The sequence below is a fragment of the Streptomyces sp. D2-8 genome (assembly GCF_023184515.1).
Taxonomy (GTDB): domain Bacteria; phylum Actinomycetota; class Actinomycetes; order Streptomycetales; family Streptomycetaceae; genus Streptomyces.
This window is the reverse complement of sequence record NZ_JAAHBP010000022.1, coordinates 15,134-32,478: the sequence shown is the minus strand read 5'-3', so window position 1 is coordinate 32,478 and position 17,345 is coordinate 15,134. Positions and strand designations below refer to the sequence as shown.

General features: G+C 73.6%; 18 protein-coding genes. 9 read left to right on the top strand and 9 right to left on the bottom strand.

Features of this window, described 5'->3' with window-relative positions; genetic code table 11:
• Positions 1 to 8: 8 nt before the first annotated feature.
• Positions 9 to 869: a class II fructose-bisphosphate aldolase gene (locus G3I77_RS31550; RefSeq protein ID WP_248509039.1), complete on the top strand. Its 861-nt coding sequence runs from the start codon at positions 9 to 11 to the stop codon at positions 867 to 869.
• Here G3I77_RS31550 and G3I77_RS31545 read toward each other — a convergent pair.
• The gene (locus G3I77_RS31545; protein ID WP_248509037.1) at positions 859 to 1,989 is read right to left on the bottom strand and encodes a methyltransferase; all 1,131 of its coding nucleotides are present in this window, start codon (positions 1,987 to 1,989) and stop codon (positions 859 to 861) included. The two genes, G3I77_RS31550 and G3I77_RS31545, sit on opposite strands and share 11 nt — an antisense overlap.
• Positions 1,990 to 2,056: 67 nt before the next feature.
• Between G3I77_RS31545 and G3I77_RS31540 the strand changes: the two genes are divergently transcribed.
• From G3I77_RS31540 to G3I77_RS31525, 4 genes are all read left to right on the top strand, one after another.
• Complete coding sequence (locus G3I77_RS31540; RefSeq protein ID WP_248509035.1) at positions 2,057 to 2,791, top strand: alpha-ketoglutarate-dependent dioxygenase AlkB; 735 nt, start codon at positions 2,057 to 2,059, stop codon at positions 2,789 to 2,791.
• The gene (locus G3I77_RS31535) at positions 2,788 to 4,035 is read left to right on the top strand and encodes an ROK family protein (RefSeq protein ID WP_248509033.1); all 1,248 of its coding nucleotides are present in this window, start codon (positions 2,788 to 2,790) and stop codon (positions 4,033 to 4,035) included. Before G3I77_RS31540 ends, G3I77_RS31535 begins: the two co-directional genes overlap by 4 nt.
• A 131-nt stretch (positions 4,036 to 4,166) precedes the next feature.
• Entirely contained in the window at positions 4,167 to 5,057 is an 891-nt protein-coding gene (locus G3I77_RS31530; protein WP_248509032.1) for an NAD(P)-dependent oxidoreductase, read from the top strand.
• Between the two features lie 12 nt (positions 5,058 to 5,069).
• Positions 5,070 to 5,492: a PPOX class F420-dependent oxidoreductase gene (locus G3I77_RS31525; protein WP_248509031.1), complete on the top strand. Its 423-nt coding sequence runs from the start codon at positions 5,070 to 5,072 to the stop codon at positions 5,490 to 5,492.
• A gap of 18 nt (positions 5,493 to 5,510) precedes the next feature.
• On the opposite strand, the gene G3I77_RS31520 is transcribed toward G3I77_RS31525, so the two are convergent.
• From G3I77_RS31520 to G3I77_RS31510, 3 genes are read right to left on the bottom strand one after another with little or no spacing between them, the layout of a single operon-like run.
• The gene (locus G3I77_RS31520; RefSeq protein ID WP_248509030.1) at positions 5,511 to 6,419 is read right to left on the bottom strand and encodes a phosphotriesterase; all 909 of its coding nucleotides are present in this window, start codon (positions 6,417 to 6,419) and stop codon (positions 5,511 to 5,513) included.
• The gene (locus tag G3I77_RS31515; protein ID WP_248509029.1) at positions 6,416 to 6,991 is read right to left on the bottom strand and encodes a DUF4865 family protein; all 576 of its coding nucleotides are present in this window, start codon (positions 6,989 to 6,991) and stop codon (positions 6,416 to 6,418) included. The genes G3I77_RS31520 and G3I77_RS31515 overlap by 4 nt, the downstream gene beginning before the upstream one ends.
• 10 nt (positions 6,992 to 7,001) lie before the next feature.
• On the bottom strand, positions 7,002 to 7,580 hold the full coding sequence (locus G3I77_RS31510) for a TetR/AcrR family transcriptional regulator (protein WP_248509028.1): 579 nt from the start codon (positions 7,578 to 7,580) through the stop codon (positions 7,002 to 7,004).
• Positions 7,581 to 7,629: 49 nt separating this feature from the next.
• Between G3I77_RS31510 and G3I77_RS31505 the strand changes: the two genes are divergently transcribed.
• Positions 7,630 to 7,914, top strand: a complete 285-nt coding sequence (locus G3I77_RS31505) for an SHOCT domain-containing protein (RefSeq protein ID WP_248509027.1) — start codon at positions 7,630 to 7,632, stop codon at positions 7,912 to 7,914.
• Positions 7,904 to 8,086, top strand: a complete 183-nt coding sequence (locus G3I77_RS31500) for a hypothetical protein (protein WP_248509333.1) — start codon at positions 7,904 to 7,906, stop codon at positions 8,084 to 8,086. The genes G3I77_RS31505 and G3I77_RS31500 overlap by 11 nt, the downstream gene beginning before the upstream one ends.
• 71 nt (positions 8,087 to 8,157) lie before the next feature.
• On the opposite strand, the gene G3I77_RS31495 is transcribed toward G3I77_RS31500, so the two are convergent.
• Both G3I77_RS31495 and G3I77_RS31490 read right to left on the bottom strand, forming a co-directional pair.
• Positions 8,158 to 8,688: an ATP-binding protein gene (locus G3I77_RS31495; protein WP_248509026.1), complete on the bottom strand. Its 531-nt coding sequence runs from the start codon at positions 8,686 to 8,688 to the stop codon at positions 8,158 to 8,160.
• A 183-nt stretch (positions 8,689 to 8,871) separates the two neighbouring features.
• A complete protein-coding gene (locus G3I77_RS31490) occupies positions 8,872 to 9,195 on the bottom strand; it encodes a hypothetical protein (RefSeq protein WP_248509025.1) in 324 nt (107 codons plus the stop codon).
• A gap of 492 nt (positions 9,196 to 9,687) precedes the next feature.
• Here G3I77_RS31490 and G3I77_RS31485 point away from each other — a divergent pair, with 492 nt between their 5' ends.
• Positions 9,688 to 10,812 (top strand): PLP-dependent cysteine synthase family protein, encoded by a 1,125-nt coding sequence (locus tag G3I77_RS31485; protein ID WP_248509015.1) that lies wholly within the window; start codon positions 9,688 to 9,690, stop codon positions 10,810 to 10,812.
• A 10-nt stretch (positions 10,813 to 10,822) separates the two neighbouring features.
• On the opposite strand, the gene G3I77_RS31480 is transcribed toward G3I77_RS31485, so the two are convergent.
• Both G3I77_RS31480 and G3I77_RS31475 read right to left on the bottom strand, forming a co-directional pair.
• Positions 10,823 to 11,290, bottom strand: coding sequence for an SRPBCC family protein (locus G3I77_RS31480; RefSeq protein ID WP_248509013.1), 468 nt, complete (start codon positions 11,288 to 11,290; stop codon positions 10,823 to 10,825).
• A gap of 63 nt (positions 11,291 to 11,353) precedes the next feature.
• Positions 11,354 to 12,190, bottom strand: a complete 837-nt coding sequence (locus G3I77_RS31475; RefSeq protein ID WP_248509011.1) for a DeoR/GlpR family DNA-binding transcription regulator — start codon at positions 12,188 to 12,190, stop codon at positions 11,354 to 11,356.
• Positions 12,191 to 12,481: 291 nt separating this feature from the next.
• On the opposite strand from G3I77_RS31475, the gene G3I77_RS31470 reads away from it, so the two are divergent.
• A complete protein-coding gene (locus tag G3I77_RS31470) occupies positions 12,482 to 14,836 on the top strand; it encodes a hypothetical protein (RefSeq protein WP_248509009.1) in 2,355 nt (784 codons plus the stop codon).
• Positions 14,837 to 14,844: 8 nt separating this feature from the next.
• Here the strand turns inward: G3I77_RS31470 and G3I77_RS31465 are convergent, their stop codons facing one another.
• Complete coding sequence (locus G3I77_RS31465) at positions 14,845 to 17,280, bottom strand: right-handed parallel beta-helix repeat-containing protein (protein ID WP_248509007.1); 2,436 nt, start codon at positions 17,278 to 17,280, stop codon at positions 14,845 to 14,847.
• Positions 17,281 to 17,345: the final 65 nt, after the last annotated feature.

Here is a 17,345-nt window from a genome sequence, read left to right as displayed (position 1 = left end):
GAGACACCGTGCCCCTCACCACCACCGGCGAACTCGTCACCTCCGCCGCAGCCACCCGCTCGGCCGTCGCCTCCTTCAACGTCATCACCCTGGAGCACGTGGAGGCCGTCGTCGCGGGCGCCGAGTCGGTGTGCGCCCCCGTGGTCCTCCAGGTCAGCGAGAACGCCGTCAGGTTCCGCGGCGGCCGGCTCCTCCCGCTCGCCCGCGCGGCCGTCGCCGTGGCCGAACGGGCCGCCGTGCCGGTCGCGTTGCACCTAGACCATGTGCAGAGCGACGCCCTGCTGCGCCAGGCCGCGGACGCCGGCTTCAGCTCCGTGATGTACGACGCGGCCCGGCTGCCCTACGCGCAGAACCTCGCCGCGACCCGGGCGGCGGTCGACTGGGCACACGCCCAAGGGCTGTGGATCGAAGCCGAGTTGGGCCAGATCGGCGGCAAGAACGGCAGACCGCCTCTGGACGCGCACGCCCCCGGCGCCCGCACCGACCCCGACGAGGCACGGGCCTTCGTCGCCGATTCGGGCGTGGACGCCCTGGCCGTCGCCATCGGCAGCTCCCACGCCATGACCACCCGCACGGCGGCCCTCGACCACGCCCTGCTCACCCGCCTGTCGGCCGCACTGGACGTCCCGCTCGTCCTGCACGGCTCCTCCGGCGTCCCGGACGACGAACTCACGGCGGCCGTCGCGGGCGGCATCACCAAGGTCAACATCGGCACGGCCCTGAACATCGCGCTGACCGGGGCGATCCGGGACTTCCTCACCGACCGGCCCGAGGCGGTCGACCCGCGCGGCTACCTGACCCTCGCCCGGGAGGCGATGACACGGGCGGTGACCAGGACCCTCCAGACCCTCGGCGTCGCTACCGCTTGACGGCCTTCAGCACCACGAACTTCGGGTCGCTCGCGACGAGCCGGCTGTTGCCGAACAGCTTGCGCAGCTTGACGTGGTAGCCCAGATGCCGGTTGCCGACCACCCACAGCTCCCCGCCCGGCCGCAGCGTGCGCCGCGCCCCGGTGAACATCCGCCAGGCCGTGGCGTCCGTCGTCGCCTGGTGGGAGTGGAACGGCGGGTTGGTCAGGACCAGATCGACACTGCCGGACGGCACGCCCGCCAGCCCGTCCCCGACCCGGAACTCGGCGTGCCCCGGCACCCCGTTCGCCTTGTACGTGGCCTCCGCCGAGGCCACGGCCTGGAACGACTCGTCCACGAACAGCACCTCGGCGCCGGGGTCGGCCAGTGCCACCGACGTACCCACCACGCCGTTGCCGCACCCCAGATCCACCACCCGGCCGCCCCGGCCGTCGGGCAGATGCCGGAGGAAGAACCGCGTCCCGATGTCGAGCCGGTCGGCGCAGAAGACCCCGGCGTGGTTGACGACGGTGCCGTGCGCGGCGGGGCCGATGCCGTCCGGCAGCGTGTAGACGTACGGCCACGGGTTGGCGGGCCGCTCCAGCGCGGCATCCGGCGTGCAGAAGATCAGCCGGGCCTTCTTCTCGGCGAGGGAGGTACGGGTCGGGCCGAGGATCCGCTCGAACAACTGGAGCGTCGAGGTGTGGATCTCCTTCACCATGCCCGCACCGACGACGACCGTCCCCGCGTGCACGCCCGGGGCGAGCCGCAGCAACTGGTCCTCCAGCAGCGCCAGGCTCTTCGGTACCCGCACCAGCAGCACGTCGATCCGCTCCGGCGGCGGATCCTGCGTGGTGAGCAGCCGCACCGCACCCGGCTCGACACCCGCCCGCGCCAGGTTGGCCCGGGTCGCCTCCTGCGCGAGGTAGGAGTCGGTGATCTGCACCGGTCGGTGCGCCGCGAGCGCCGTGACCAGCGCGCCCCAGCGGTCCCCGACGACCACGACCGTGCCGTCCAGCGGCACCCGCTCGCCGGCCAGGTGCCTCAGCAAGTACTCGTCCGAGGCGTCCCAGGCGCGCAGCCGGTCGCGCGGGTCCTCGGGAAATCGGGTCAGCGCCGGCTCGCCCCACGGCGTCGTCATACGGTCGTTCATCGTGCGACCAGGCTAGCCGAGCCGCAGCTCAGGGGGTGTCGGGCACCATGGGGGCATGGACGCCGAGCTGTTCCCCAGGGCCCGTACCCAGGTCGCGCCCGGCGCCGTGCACCTGCCCGACTGGCTGGACGCCGAACATCAGCGCGCGTTGCTCGACGCCTGCCGCGACTGGGCCCGGCCGCCCGCCGGGCTGCGCACGGTCCGCACACCCGGCGGCGGCACCATGACCGCCCGCCAGGTGTGCCTGGGCCGGCACTGGTACCCGTACGCCTACGCCCGCACGGTCGTCGACGGGGACGGCGCTCCGGTGAAGCCCTTCCCGCCGTGGCTCGGCGACCTGGGCCGCCGGGCGGTCCGCGACACCCTCGGAGGACCGGCACCGGACTACGACATCGCGCTGATCAACTTCTACGACGCCGACGCCCGCATGGGCATGCACCGCGACGGCGACGAGAAGTCGGACGCGCCGGTGGTGTCGTTGAGCCTCGGCGACACCTGCGTCTTCCGCTTCGGCAACACCGAGACGCGCACCCGGCCCTACACCGACGTCGAACTGCGCAGCGGCGACCTGTTCGTCTTCGGCGGCCCCTCCCGCCTCGCCTACCACGGGGTCCCCCGCATCCACGCGGGCACGGCACCGCCCGGCCTCGGGCTGACCGGCCGGCTCAACATCACGCTCCGGGTCAGCGGCCTCCAGAGCACGGCGGAGAGCAACCCGGGCCGCTCGGCGGGGCCCGGCGGGCAGGCTCGGCCACCATCCCGGCGGATCATGGGAGACTCGCCCTCATGAGCGGGAAGGCGGACCCCCGGCAGGCGGGGGATGGGACCACCTCGAGGACGCGGCTGGACCGGGGGCGCGGTGCGCTCGGACCCGCGCTGGAGCTCGTGCACACCGGACGCGCGCCGACCCGGGCGGTGCTCACCGCCGAGCTCGGCGTGACGCGCGCGACGGCCGGCGCGGTCGCCGCCGAGCTGGAGGCGCTCGGGCTGATCCGCGTCGACGCCCGGCCCGGCGCGGCAGCCGGCTCACAGGGCAGACCCTCCCACCGACTGGCCGTCGCCGAGAAGGGGCCCGTCGCGCTCGCCGCGCAGGTGCACGCCGACGGGTTCCGGGCAGCGCTGGTCGGACTGGGCGGCCGGATCGTCGCCACCGCGCCCGGCTGCGAGGTCGTCGACGCGGACCCGGCCAAGGTGCTCGCCTCCGTCGTCACGGCGGGCGCCGAGCTGCTGCGCGAGACCGGACTGCGGTGTGTGGGCGCGGGCCTCGCCGTGCCCTCCGCCGTCGCCGAACCCGAGGGCCTGGCGCTGAACCCTCTCCACCTGGCCTGGCCCGCGGGCGCGCCCGTCCGGGACATCTTCGCCGAGCAGGTGCGCGCCGCCGGCCTCGACGGACCCGCGTTCGCCGCGAACGACGTCAACCTCGCCGCGCTCGCCGAGCACCGGCACGGCGCCGGCCGGGGCGCCCGCGACCTGCTGTGCGTGGCCACCGGCCACCGGGGCGTCGGCGGCGCGCTCGTCCTCGACGGCCGTCTGCACCGGGGCAGTTCGGGCCTCGCGCTGGAGGTCGGGCACCTCACCGTGCACCCCGAGGGCCGCCCTTGCTACTGCGGCAGCCGCGGCTGCCTCGACGTGGAGACCGACCCGCTGGCCTTCCTCACGGAGGCCGGACGCGAACCGGGCCCCGAGGTGTCCCTGCTCCAGCAGTCCATCGACCTGATCCGCCACCACTACGACGACCCGGGCGTCCGCACCGCCGCCGAGGCCCTCATCGACCGCCTCGGCCTCGGCCTCGCCGGTCTGGTCAACATCCTCAACCCGGACCGCATCATCCTCGGCGGCCTGCACCGCACCCTCCTCGACGCCGACCCCGGCCGCCTCCGCGCGGTCGTGGCCGACCGCAGCCTGTGGGGCCAGAGCGGTGGCGTCCCCATCCTGCCCTGCACCCTCGACCACAACAGCCTGGTCGGCGCGGCGGAACTGGCCTGGCAGCCCGTCCTGGACGACCCGCTGGGAGCGCTGACCCCGCAGGGGTGACCGGAGGCCGGGCGTGATCCGGCCACTGGTGTCAGGCTTGTCCGCGCCGCTTCCGGGAAGGCTCGCCGCCGAGCGGGCAGGCTGGTTCGCAGGCAGTCCGCCCGCACCGCACCACCGAGGAAGTTGACGCAATGACCGACAAGCTCACCGTGAGCGTCCTGGGCACCGGCATCATGGGTGCCGCGATGGCCCGCAACCTCGCCCGGGCCGGACACACGGTCCACGCCTGGAACCGCACCCGGGCCAAGGCCGAGCCGCTGGCCGCCGAGGGCGTGCGGATCGCCGACACCCTCGCACAGGCCGTCCGGGACGCCGATGTCGTCCTGACCATGCTCTACGACGCTCCCGCCACGCTGGACACGATGCGCGAGGCCGTCCCCGCCCTGCGCTCCGGCACCGCCTGGGTGCAGTCCACCACCGCGGGCATCGAGGGCGTCGCCGAGCTGGCCGCCCTCGCCCGCGAGCACGGCCTGGTCTTCTACGACGCCCCCGTCCTGGGCACCCGCCAGCCCGCCGAGGCCGGGAAACTGACGGTGCTCGCGGCCGGCCCCACCGAGGGCCGGGACAAGGTGACGCCGGTGTTCGACGCCGTCGGCGCCCGGACCGTGTGGAGCGGCGAGGACGGGGCGCTGGGCGGCGCCACCCGGCTGAAGCTCGTCGCCAACAGCTGGGTCCTCGCCGTCACGGCCGCCGCCGGCGAGGCCCTCGCCCTGTCCAAGGCCCTCGGCGTCGACCCGCACGGCTTCTTCGACCTCGTCGCCGGCGGCCCGCTCGACATGGGCTATCTGCGCGCCAAATCCGATCTCGTTCTCGAAGACAGGCTCACGCCGCCCCAGTTCGCGGTGGGCACCGCCGCCAAGGACGCCCGGCTGATCGTCCAGGCCGGCGCGGACAGCGGCGTCCGCCTGGACGTCGCCGAAGCGGCCGCCGCCCGCATGGAGCGTGCCGCCGCCCGGGGCCACGCCGACGAGGACATGGTCGCCGCCTACTTCGCCAGCTTCGACGAGAAGACCGACTCCTAGGAGGTTCCCCACATGTCCAAGCCGCCGCTGCCGCCCGAGGCCGACGCCCTGCTGAGCCGGCCCAACCCGTGCGTCATGGCCACGCTGCGCTCCGACGGCGCGCCCGTCTCCACCGCCACCTGGTACGTGTGGAAGGACGGCCGTGTGCTGATCAACCTCGACGAGGGCCGGGTCCGCCTGAAGCACCTGCGCCGCGACCCGCGCGTCACCCTCACCGTCCTCGACGGTGACGAGTGGTACACCCACGTCACCCTCATCGGCCGCGTCACCGAGATGTACGACGACGAGGGCCTGGCCGACATCGACCTCCTCGCCCGGCACTACACCGGCAAGCCCTACCCGGACCGCGTCCGCCCCCGGGTCAGCGCCTGGATCGAGGTCGAGCGCTGGCACGGCTGGGGCTCGATGAAGGACAGCGACCAGGCCGGCGGCTGAGGCCGGAGCCCCGGCCGGTCAGCGCCACTGCGCCCCGAACGCCCGGCCCGCATTCTCCGTGAGGATGCGTCCCACCAGTTCCTCGCCCACGGCGTGCACGAGCCGGGGCCGCACCCGGCGCAGCAGGTACGGCGTCCCGGGGCCGCCGCCCACCGAGCGGGCGGCGGCCGTGGTGGTGTCCGCGCCCAGCAGCAGCCGGTCACCGAACCCGGCGTCGGCGAGGGACCGTACGGCGTCCGGCATCCGCCAGTCCGTGGCGTGGTGGGCGAGTGACGGCCAGTCGAAGGCCAGATAGCAGCCGGACTCGGCCGCCTGCCGGTGCACCACGGGGTCGGGGGAGCGATTGAGGTGCCCGAGCACCACTCGGTGCGGCGGCACCCGCAACTCCCCGCACAGCAGGTCCAGTACATCCAGTGCGCCGGTGCCCATCTCCAGGTGCACGGCGATCGTCGCGCCCGTGGCGTGATGCGCCTCGGCCGCCGCCGTCATGGTCCAGCGGGTGTGGGCGTCCAGGGCGTGGAAGCCGCCCGCGACCTTGACGAGCCCCGCACGCACCCCCGACGTCCCGATGCCCACGGTGAGTTCCGAGACGAAGACCTCGGCGAGCCGGCTCCGCAGCCCGGCGAGGGTGTCCTCGTCGTAGTGCACCGCCTGGTGCAGACCGGTAGCGGCCACCACGTGCACACCGGTCTCCAGGGACAGCGGCGGCAGATCGGCGGCCCGCCGCCCGAGCCCGTACGGCGTCCACTGCACGACGGCCCCACCGCCCTGCTCCCGGAACGCGACCAGCTCGGCCCGCGCCGCCGCCACGCTGCGCAGCTCCTGGCCGGGCAGCCGGGGACTGCCGAGGAACAGATGGTCGTGGGCGTCGCACACCCCCAGGTCTTCAGGGGGCACGTCACCCAGCACCGTGCGGACCGTGCTCACCACCGGCGTCCCCGGGGCAGCCGGTCCCGGCCCGGCGCGGACAGGTGCAGCACCTCGAACACCTCACCGTCGGCCTTGGGCGTGTCCTGCTCCCAGAGGGAGAAGTGCACGAACTCCCAGCGGCTCGTGTCGACGGCCGTGGCGGCGAGCAGGGCCCCGTCCTCCGCCAGCCGCCGGGCCTCGCCCGCCGCTTCCTCCACCACGTCGGCCAACATCCCGCCGTCCGGCACCGGTTGGCGCCGCCGCAGTGCGAACCGCGGGTGCGCACCCTCCCCTTCCTCGTACGCGAGCCCCGTCCACTGCCGCGCCGACGGCCGCCCGAAGGCGTCACTGACCCCTTGGAACCCGCCGCCCCACAGGAAGGAGTTCATCCCGTCGACGGTGTTCCAGAGGTAGAAGGGCGCGTACTGGTTGACCGGCGAGCCGCGCAGGCCGCGCTCGCGTATCAGGTAGGCCTTGAGGCCGAGCCCGTCCCAGTCGTCGAGCAGGTGACCCCGGCGGGCAACCCGGTCGCGGATGGCGCCCATGTCGTAGCCGGCGGGCAGGGTGAGTTCGTACTGCATGGCGTGCATGGAAGTCTCCTCAGGGGGTCCGGGGCGCCAGCAGGGAGAGCAGCCCCCGAACCCCCGCGTCGAACGCGGCGGGGGAGCCGGAGGCGCGGGCGAGGACGTAACCGCCCTGGACGGTCGCGACGACCGCCGCCGCGATCTCCCCGCCGTCCAGGCCGGGCGCGAACTGGCCCTGCGCCTTGCCCTCTTCGACGATTGCGGCGATCCGCCCGCGCAGCCAGTCGAGCGTCTCGTCGACCGGTGCGCGCAGCTCGGCGCTCGCGATCACGTCCGGATCCATCGTCAGCCGGCCGACCGGGCAGCCCCGCAGCACGTCCCGCTCGCGCCGCAGGTAGGCCTCGATGCGCTCGTACGGAGTGCCCGGGCCGTCGAGTACTGCCGCGGCCGTAGCCCGCATCTCCTCGGCGGTCCGCCGGATCGCGGCCAGCGCGAGATCGGGCTTGCCCCTGAAGTGGTGGTACATGCTGCCCTGCCCGGCGTCCGCGCGCTCCAGGATCGCCTTGGGGCTGGTGCCCACGTAGCCGCGCTCCCACAGCAGCTCGCGGGTGGACTCGATCAGCCGTTCCGGGGTGTTCACGCCCTCACTGTACATACCAGTAGTTACAGAATCAGGACATCACGCGATCGAGGAGTTGGACGACATGCGGACCCTGGCGAACTTCGGCGACGGCGGCGGGACCGGCCCGTGGATCCTGCTCTTCCCGGTGATCTGGGCGCTGGTGATGGGCGGCGGCATCGTGTTGCCGCGCCGCACGGTGTGGCGCGGACGCCGCGGCGGCCCCTGGCGGCAGCCCGCAGGCGGCAACGAATCGCCCATCGCCGTACTCGGCCACCGCTTCGCTTCCGGAGAGATCGACGAGGACGAGTACGGGCGCCGGCTGTCCGTGCTGAACGAGGAGTTCGGCCTCGAGGGAGGTGCGGCATAACCACGACGACCGCCCCGACGACCCGGGCGACAGTGCCTTCGCCTTCGCGATTCCGCCCGTGCAACTGGGCGTCGTGGCCCTCGTGGGTCTCGCGGCCGGCGCCCTCGCGGGGCTGAGCCCGGCCCGGCGCGCGGCACGCCTGGACGTGCTGCGGGCCGTCGCCACGCGGTGACGTACGCCCCGGGAGCGCACCCGGTGGCGTGCGCCCCCGATGCCCCCGAGGGGACGGTGGTCACCGCCCGGTCAACCGGCAACGGCGGACCGGGCGGGAGCATGGTCGGGCCGGAGCCCGTCGGTGGAAGCCCCGACCTCGGCGAACCTGCGGGGTTTCTCCTGGACCGTGCGCAGCGAACGGAGCGACGGCGACGTCACCGCGGGGGCGGACGTCGGCAGGGTGAACCAGACGACCTTGCCGGACTCGCCGTCCGGCCGGACGCCCCAGCTCTCGCTCATGGCGGCCACCATCGCGAGCCCGCGCCCGCAGGTCGCCAGTGGCTCGGCGTCGTCGACCACGGGCATCCGAGGATCCCCGTCGCGCACCGAGACCGTGAGCCGGTCGAGCAGCAGCTCTATCTCCACCGTGCACGTCTTGTCGGGCTGGGCATGCCGGTGGACGTTGGACAACAGCTCCGTCACGCCGAGCGAGGCCCGGTCGATCAGGGGATCCAGATGCCAGTAGCGCAATTGCGCAGATACGATTCTGCGGACCTGGCCGATCCGCGACGGCAGGGCTTGGAGCTCCACCGTGCAGTGTCTGCTTGGGTAGCTGATCACGGCTGCGACTCCCCGACGTGAGGTCCGGAAGAACACGGAGTTCGGATCCAGCAGGGCGCCTGCGTGACACTGCCGCCTGCTGTCGTGGCCGGCGGGCTGGTTCGCAGCGTTATCGCCGGTAAACCCAGAGTGACGTGAGACCAGAGTGACGCAGGGGATGAGGTACCGCAACTCGCGGACATCTCAGTCGCCACGCCCCGCTGCTCTGCGCACCGCCTCGATGAAGCGCCGCGCGGCCGGCGGGCCCGGCTCTCCGGGGGCGGGGTCGTGGTCGCCCAGGGTGAGCAGGTACCGCTTGCCGTTGAGATCCGCCGTGGCCCGGTCATCCGGGCCGAACCAGGGCTTGGAGGCGCGCACGGCCTGCACCGGAGCGCTGTCGATCTCACTGCCGTAGCTGGTCAGCAGCTCGACCCGGCCGTCGCTGATGCGGACCTGCCCGGCCCGGGTGAGCGAACGCAGCCGCTTCCCGATCCGCACGCCCGTGGCCGTGAACTCCGGCTCTCCCATGCCACCCGCCCCCTAGTACGTGTCGGTGTACCGGCCCGCTCTGCGCGATGCCCGGTACGGGCTCGTGTCCTGCCCCAGTGTGCCCCGTCCGGACGCACGGTCCCCTCCGGGTGGTGCGTCCCGCCCGGTCCGTACCCCGGCCCGGCCGTGCGGTGTGCCCTGCCGGCAGGTGTGGCGCCCGTGCCCGGAAGCCTGCCTCCGGAAGGCGGTCGTCCCCTGCGGTCGCCCCGTCCGGGGCCTTGTTCCCGCGGTGCAGTCTGCCCCCGCCCGACGTCGAGCACCAGTGTCCGCGACCCCCTCGCCGGGGGCGCCCGCAGCACACTCGCGAATGCGCCCCCGGGACCGCGCGCCCCCTTGCCCCGGCTCTGCTCCTGGGGGCGCTTTGGGGGGCTCAAAGATGCGTTTATGCAGGTGAGAAGCGTGCGCGAGGTGCTTATGATCGGAGGTGCCGGCCGTGCGACGCGTCGTCGGCGCGCAGCGTTAGGAGCTCCCGTGCGTACTCCCCAGCAGACCCGGACCGGTGTGACCCTCGACGTCGACCACAGCGACGCCGCCTACCGGGCATGGCTCAAAGAAGCCGTCCGCAGAGTCCAGGCCGACGCCAACCGCTCGGCCGACACCCACCTGTGGCAGTTCCCCCTGCCGGAGCGGTGGGGCATCGACCTGTATCTGAAGGACGAGTCGACCCACCCCACCGGCAGTCTCAAGCACCGCCTCGCCCGCTCCCTCTTCCTGTACGGCCTGTGCAATGGCTGGATCCGGCCGGACCGGCCCGTCATCGAGGCCTCCAGCGGCTCGACGGCCGTCTCCGAGGCGTACTTCGCGAAGCTGATCGGCGTGCCGTTCATCGCCGTCATGCCGCGCACGACGAGCGCCGAGAAGATCCGCCTCATCGAGTTCCACTCCGGCCGATGTCACTTCGTGGACGACCCCCGCACGATGTACGAGGAGTCCGCCCGCCTCGCGGCCGAGACCGGCGGCCACTACATGGACCAGTTCACCTACGCGGAACGGGCCACGGACTGGCGCGGAAACAACAACATCGCCGAATCCATCTTCCGCCAGCTGCGCCTGGAGCGTTTCCCCGAGCCGGCGTGGATCGTCGCCACGGCGGGCACCGGCGGCACCTCCGCGACCCTCGCGCGCTACGTCCACTACATGCAGTACGACACCCGCGTCTGCGTGGCCGACCCCGAGAACTCGTGCTTCTTCGAGGGCTGGACCACCGGCGATCCGGACGTCACCTGTGACTGCGGCTCCCGTATCGAGGGCATCGGACGGCCCCGTATGGAACCGAGCTTCGTGCCCGGCGCGATCGACCGGATGATGAAGGTGCCCGACGCGGCCAGCGTCGCCGCCGTACGGGCACTGGAGCGTGCCATCGGCCGCAAGGCCGGCGGCTCGACCGGCACGGGGCTGTGGAGCGCGCTGAAGATCGTCGCCGAGATGGTGTCCGAGGGCCGGCAGGGCAGCGTCGTGACCCTGCTGTGCGACCCGGGGGACCGGTATCTCGACAAGTACTACTCGGACGCCTGGCTGGCCGCCCAGGGGCTGGACATCGATCCGTACACGGACGCGATCGACTCGCTCCTGCAGACGGGCGTCTGGCCCGGCTGAGTCCGGGCCCTCAGGCCGTCAGCCGCCGGTCCAGCGCCCGCACGGCGTCCCGGAACGCGCGGGCCTGGCCCCCGCGCGCCGCCTTCATGGCCAGCCGGTACGCGGCCACCCCGTCGGTGGCGAAGGTCCACCGCACCCGCGTGCCGGTGCCGGCCGGCGTGAGCCGCCACTCCTCGGCTATCGCCCGCACGCCCGGCAGGTTGGTGACGTCGACGCGATAGGCGTACACCTCGGGTTCCTCCGCCGCGATGATCGACTCGCGGAACCGGATGCCACCGGTGAGCGTGATGTCGCGCCCCGCACCGGCGTCGACCGGCCGGGCAGCCGTCACCCGCGGGAACCACTCGGCCCAGCCGGGCACGTCCTGGAGGACGCGGTAGACCGCCTCCACCGGAGCGGAGACCTCCCGCGCGAAGAGGTGCCGAACGGGCGCGACACCGACGAAGTCGAGCCCCACCGGGCGCAGTCGGTGAGCCATGGCAGGAGCCCTCCTCGGCCGGAGCGGGCGATGACCGGAGGCGTCACCCTAGCTGGCGTCCCGTCAGATGTCTGCACTCTCGTCGGGCTCGGGCTCCCCGGCCACGACCAGCCGCCGCAGGTGCTCCGCGACCACCCCGCGCGCCTCGTCCGGCAGGCCGGCGTCCGTCACGAGCGTGTCGATCCGCTCCAGCGAGGCGAAGGAACTCAGGCCCACCTTGCCCCACTTGGTGTGGTCCGCGACCACGACCACGCGGCGGGCCGACTGCACGAGCCGCCGGTTCGTCTCCGCCTCCGCGAGGTTCGGCGTCGACAGGCCGGCCTCGACCGATATGCCGTGCACCCCGAGGAACAGCAGGTCGAAGTGGAGCGCCGCGATCGCCTGGTCGGCCACCGGCCCCACCAGCGAGTCGGAGGGCGTGCGCACCCCGCCCGTCAGCACGACCGTGGCCGCTCCCTGCCGCGGGCCGGAGGTGCGCTGTGCCACGTGGAACACGTCGGCGACCCGCACCGAGTTGGTGACCACCGTCAGGTCCGGCACGTCCAGCAGCTGCTGCGCCAGCGCGAAGGTCGTCGTACCGCCCGACAGGGCGATCGCCGCACCCGGCGCGACCAGCTTGGCCGCGGCGCGTGCGATGTCCTCCTTGGCGGTCAGCTCCAGGCCGGACTTGGCCTCGAATCCCGGTTCGTGCGTACTCGCCTCGACCACCGGGACCGCGCCGCCGTGCACCTTCTCCAGCACACCCTGGCGGGCGAGCGCGTCGAGGTCGCGGCGGACCGTCATGTCCGACACGCCGAGCTTGCGCGTCAGCTCGTTGACCCGGACACCACCCCGGCGGCGGACCTCGTCGAGGATCAGGGATCGCCGCTGCTCCGCGAGGAGGTTCTGATTCTCGCTCACGTACGCTCCGGTCCTTTCGCCTCAATGCCGTCCGACACGCCCTGCACACCCTCCCCGACTAGGACATATTCCCCGGCTCCGGTGCGCGGACGGCCCCATCCTTGCATGTCGCGCCGCGGACAGCGCCACCGACCGCTCGTCGCGCACGCGTCACAGCGGGCTCACGTGTCGCGCCGCGACATCACGGATCGGGGAGATTCCGTGACAGGAGGTGTGCGGCGGCGCGGAAACGGAGATCCTTGTGCCCGCACGGACAGAGCCGACGGCGTGTCACGGGGGAAGTGCGAATCAGTGGAACGTGCGCAGGAACATGCGTCGACCGGCGGACCGGCCGGTCCCGCCGCGCGGCCCGGCGAGACCGGGACCGCTCTGGAACTCCTGGTCCACGGCGTGGGCGGCACCACGCCACAGGAGATGCTGAACGATCCGCGGACCGTGCGGATCACCGGCGACGACACGGCGGCCGTGTTCCGGCGCGCCGACGACGTCGACGCCGAGCACAGCCCCGAGGACCGCCGGCGCGAAGGACCGGTGCCCGAGGCCTACGTCTGGTGCAACCTCACCTCCGGCAACGGCACTCGCGCCCTGTGGCTCTTACTGCTGCCGTTCATGGTCGTCAACCTCGCCCACTGGATGCGCCCCACCGCCCACGGCCGCCGCCGCACCGTGCGCCTGTACGGCCTCCTGGTCAGGCTCGCCGGGCTCACGCTGACGGTGCTGCTCGTCGCCGCGGCCTGCGAGGTCGCGCTCGACCTGGGGGCCTGGCAGTGCGCGGGCACCGCCGCGTGCGCCGACCAGCACTCCTGGCTGGGCTTCCTCTCACCCACCGTCTCGGACGGCGGCTGGTGGAGTGCCCCCGGCCGCAGGCTCGCCCTCGCCGCCGCCGTGCCCACCGCCCTGACCGTCCTGCTGTGGTACCTGTCCCGGCGTACATGGAGCGACTACGAGTCGCAGCAGCCCATCGAACGCGCCCCCGAGCCCGAAGCGGACGGCGGCCCGACCGCACTCGGCCGGCCCGGGTTCTGGTACGGACGCCGGCTGGTGGCCCGGCTGCGCGCCGCGCACACCGCGGCCGGCCTGATCACGGTCGCCGCCGCGGTCGGCAGCGCCGCCGCCCGCCACGACCGCCGCCCCGGCGGCCCCGCCGTGCTCGACACCCTGGGCCTGATCCTGGAAGCGGCCCTCGCGGCCTGCGCGGTCGCCGTGGTGTGGGTGGTGTGCCGCCGCGGCCGCAGCGAGAAACGGCTGGACCGCACCCTGGACGAGCGTTTTGTACGACGCCTGCCGCTCGCCGCGCTCGTGCTGCTCGCCCTCGCCCTGCTGTACGCCGGCTGGGAACGCCCGGGGTGGACGTCGGAAGGCCGGCTGCCGGGTGACACGACCTTCGGCGCGATCGCCCTGGTCCAGGGCCTGCTCGTGATCGTCCTCGGCGTCGTCGCCCACGCCCTGCACCGCACCGACCCCGACCGGCGGGCGGTGCTGCGGGGCCTGGGCGGACCGGCCGTGGCGATGCTGGCCTGCGCGCTGGGCGGGGTGATGTCCGGCGGCGTGTCCCAGCGCGTGTCCGACTGGCTGGACGGCACCGGGGCGTCGATCCAGGGCCCGCCGGTGCTGCTGACCTGGCAGGCGTCCGTGATCCCGCCGCTGCTCGTGGTGCTGCTGGGGCTCTTCGGCTGGCTGGCCCATCGCGCCTGGCAGCTGGCCCGCGCCGAGCGCGTCGCCGTGGCACTCGACTACCCGGACGAGGCCCTGGACCCCGCCCGCACCCGCCGCATCGCCTACACCCGTGCCATGGCCTCGCTCACCGACCGGGGACCCCGCATCGTCGCCGTCACCTCCGGCGTCACCCTGCTGCTCGGCGCCGCAGCCCTCGTGGGAGCCCTGGCCACCGACGAGACGCCGGGCGAGGCCGCGCAGGGCACCTACCCCGTCGTCCACGGCGCCGCCGAGACCGCCCAGGCCCTCGGCTCCTGGCTGATCGGCCTCGGCTTCATACTCTTCGTCACCTGGGGACGGCGCGCCTACAAGGACGCCGCGGCCCGCCGCACCATCGGCATCCTGTGGGACGTCGGCACCTTCTGGCCACGCGCCTCCCACCCCTTCGCCCCGCCCTGCTACGCCGAGCGCGCGGTGCCCGACCTGACCTGGCGGATGGCGACCTGGACCCGCGCCACCGGCGGACGGCTGGTCATCTCCGGGCACTCGCAGGGCAGCGTGCTCGCCGCCGCCGCGGCCTGGCAACTCGCCCCGTCCGCCCGCAAACGGGTCGCGCTGCTGACCTACGGCTCCCCGCTGGAGCGTCTCTACGGCCGCTGGTTCCCGGCGCACTTCGGACCCGCCGCGCTCGGCTCCCTGCACCGGGACGTCGACTGCTGGCGCAACCTCTACCGGCTCACCGACCCCATCGGCGGCCCGGTGCGGCTGCCCGGCGACGGAGGCGCGCAGGTCGACCACACCCCCCTGATGGACCCCCTCGCCTACGGCCGCACCGCTCTCCTGCCGCTGCCCGCGCCGATCCTCGGCCACTCCGACTACCAGGCCGACCCGGCCTTCGCCGAGGAACGCCGCACGCTGCTGGCCCGGCTGCGGCCGGAGGCGCCGGAGGTGCCTTCGCCACGGCACCAGCCCGAGCCGCCCGCCGCCTAGGCGGACCCTCAGAGCAGCTCGGGGAGATCCTCGGCGTAGAGCAGCGTCAGATCGTCCGTGCTGGGCTCCGGGAGCTGGGCGACCCGGCTCGCGTGCCGCTCGACCATGGCCTCGAACGTCTGCCGTGCGGTACGGCCGTTGCCGAAGGCCGGGCCCTTGGGGAGCACCGTGAAGTACTTCCCGAGGGCCTCCGCCGCCCCCGGCGCCAGCCGGTACTCGTGCTCCTCGGCCTGCTGCTCCACGATCCGCAGCAGATCCTCGGGGCCGTAGTCGCTGAAGGTGATGGTCCGTGAGAAGCGGGACGCCACACCCGGGTTGACCGACAGGAAGCGCTCCATCTCGGCCGTGTAGCCCGCGACGATCACCACGACCGCGTCACGGTGGTCCTCCATCAGCTTCACCAGCGTGTCGATGGCCTCCTTGCCGAAGTCGCGCCCCGCGTCCTCCGGGGACAGCGCGTAGGCCTCGTCGATGAACAGCACACCGCCGCGCGCCTTCTCGAAGGCCTCCTGGGTGCGGATCGCCGTCGAGCCGATGTGCTCACCGACCAGGTCGACGCGGGACACCTCGACCAGGTGGCCCTTCTCCAGTACGCCGAGGGAGGCGAGGATCTCGCCGTAGAGCCGCGCGACCGTCGTCTTGCCGGTGCCGGGGGAGCCGGTGAAGACCAGGTGCCGCTTGACCGAGGCCGCCTTCAGGCCCGCCTGCTGCCGGCGCCGGCCGACCTCGATCATGTCGGTGAGGGCGCGCACCTCGCGCTTGACGCTCTCCAGGCCCACCAGCGCGTCGAGTTCACCCAGGACGTCCTTGGAGGAGCGGGCCGGCTGCTCGGGCTCCGGGGCCGGTGGCGGGGGTCCCGGTTCGGTGCGCTGCCCCGGGAGCGCACCCAGCAGGCCGGGGGAGTGGCTCACCGTCTGCACGGCCGTCTCCGGCGCCGCGGGCGTGCGCAGCCCCGCGCTCTCGTCGCTCGTGCAGTCCTCGACGAGCGGGCTCGCTCCGGACGCCGCGTCCGCGCCGCTGTCCGCGAACTCGTAGCCCCCGCGCGCGCACCGCTCCGTGCGGCACTTCCGCAGCGTCGTACGGCTGCCGTCGATCACATGGAAGCCGTAGCCACCGCTGCCCGTGACCCGGCAGTTCAGGAAGCTGCCCCGGCCACCGGCAGAGACATACACACCGGCCTCCGCGGGGGAGTCGATCGTGCAGCGCTCCACGGTGGGGTCGGCGCCCTTGGTGACGATCACACCGGTCTGGGTGCCGTCCACCGTGCAGTTGCTGAGGGTGCCGCCGCTGCCGTGGTCGCGGAACCAGGCGCCCGTCGCCGCGTCCCGGATCCGGCAGTCGTCGAGCTGCGCGGTCGCTCCGTCGCTCACCGACACGGCCGTGTTGCGCACCTGCGACAGGTCGGTGTCGACGACGTCCACGCGCGAGCCCCGGTCGAGCACGAACAGGGCGTCCGGCACGTCGTGCACCCGGCAGGAGTCGAGTACGGCGGTGGCGCCGTCGCTCACCCACACCGCCGGGTAGTCGCCCGTGCTGTCGAAGATCTCGCACTGGTTGGCGTCCACCCGTGTGCCCGGATCCCACACCGACAGGCCGTTGCGCCCGAACTGCCGCACCGTGGTGCGGGTCAGGGTGAGGACGGAACGGGAACGCAGGTCGACCGCGTTCTCCGGGATGTCGTGGATACGGCAGTCGGCGAGCGTCAGCACCGCGTCCGTGTCGAGCGTGACTCCGTCGGCCGTCGTGCGGTGCACATCGCAGTCGGTGAGGTGCGCGGTGGCCCGGCCGGTGATCTGCACACCGCTGCCCCGGACTTCGTAGATCTCGCAGCCCACCGCCTCCAGCGCCGAGTTCTCCCCGGTCGCCGACAGGCCCGATCCCGAGGTGTGGTGCACCCGGCAGCGCTCCAGGCGGGGGTGGGCACCGCCGCGCACCGCCACGCCCGCCTGACCGGCCGCGACGACCTCGCACTCCTCGAACACCCCGCCCGCGCCGTCGACCACGGCGATGCCGATGCCCGCCGGATTGTCGACCGCGCAGCGCCGCACCGTGGGCCGGGCGCTGCCGCGCACCTCGATCCCGGCCGCCGACCGCGTCACGACCCGCACGTCCCGCAGCTCCGGGGTGCCCTCCTCCACCAGCACGGCGGGGGCGGCCGCGTCCTGGCCCTCCACATGCAGGTCCTGCACCACCGCCGACGCGCCCACGGTCAGTGGCACCCCGTCCACGGGCGCGATCCGCACCGAGCCGGGGGAGCCCTCGGGACCGCGCAGGGTCACCGCGCGCTGCAGGACGAGGTTCTCCCGGTAGGTGCCGGGCGCGACGGTGAGGACGTCTCCGTCGGCCGCGGCCTCCAGGGCGGCGGCGAGCGATGCGTACTCACCCGTGCGGCGCCGCCACCGCGACGTGCCGGTGTGCGTCACCTGGACCGTGCCCTGTGCCATGGTGTAGCTGTGCCCCCACCTCGGTCGTACTGATGGCTCGTCCGCCCTCGGGGCGCTCCGGCCGG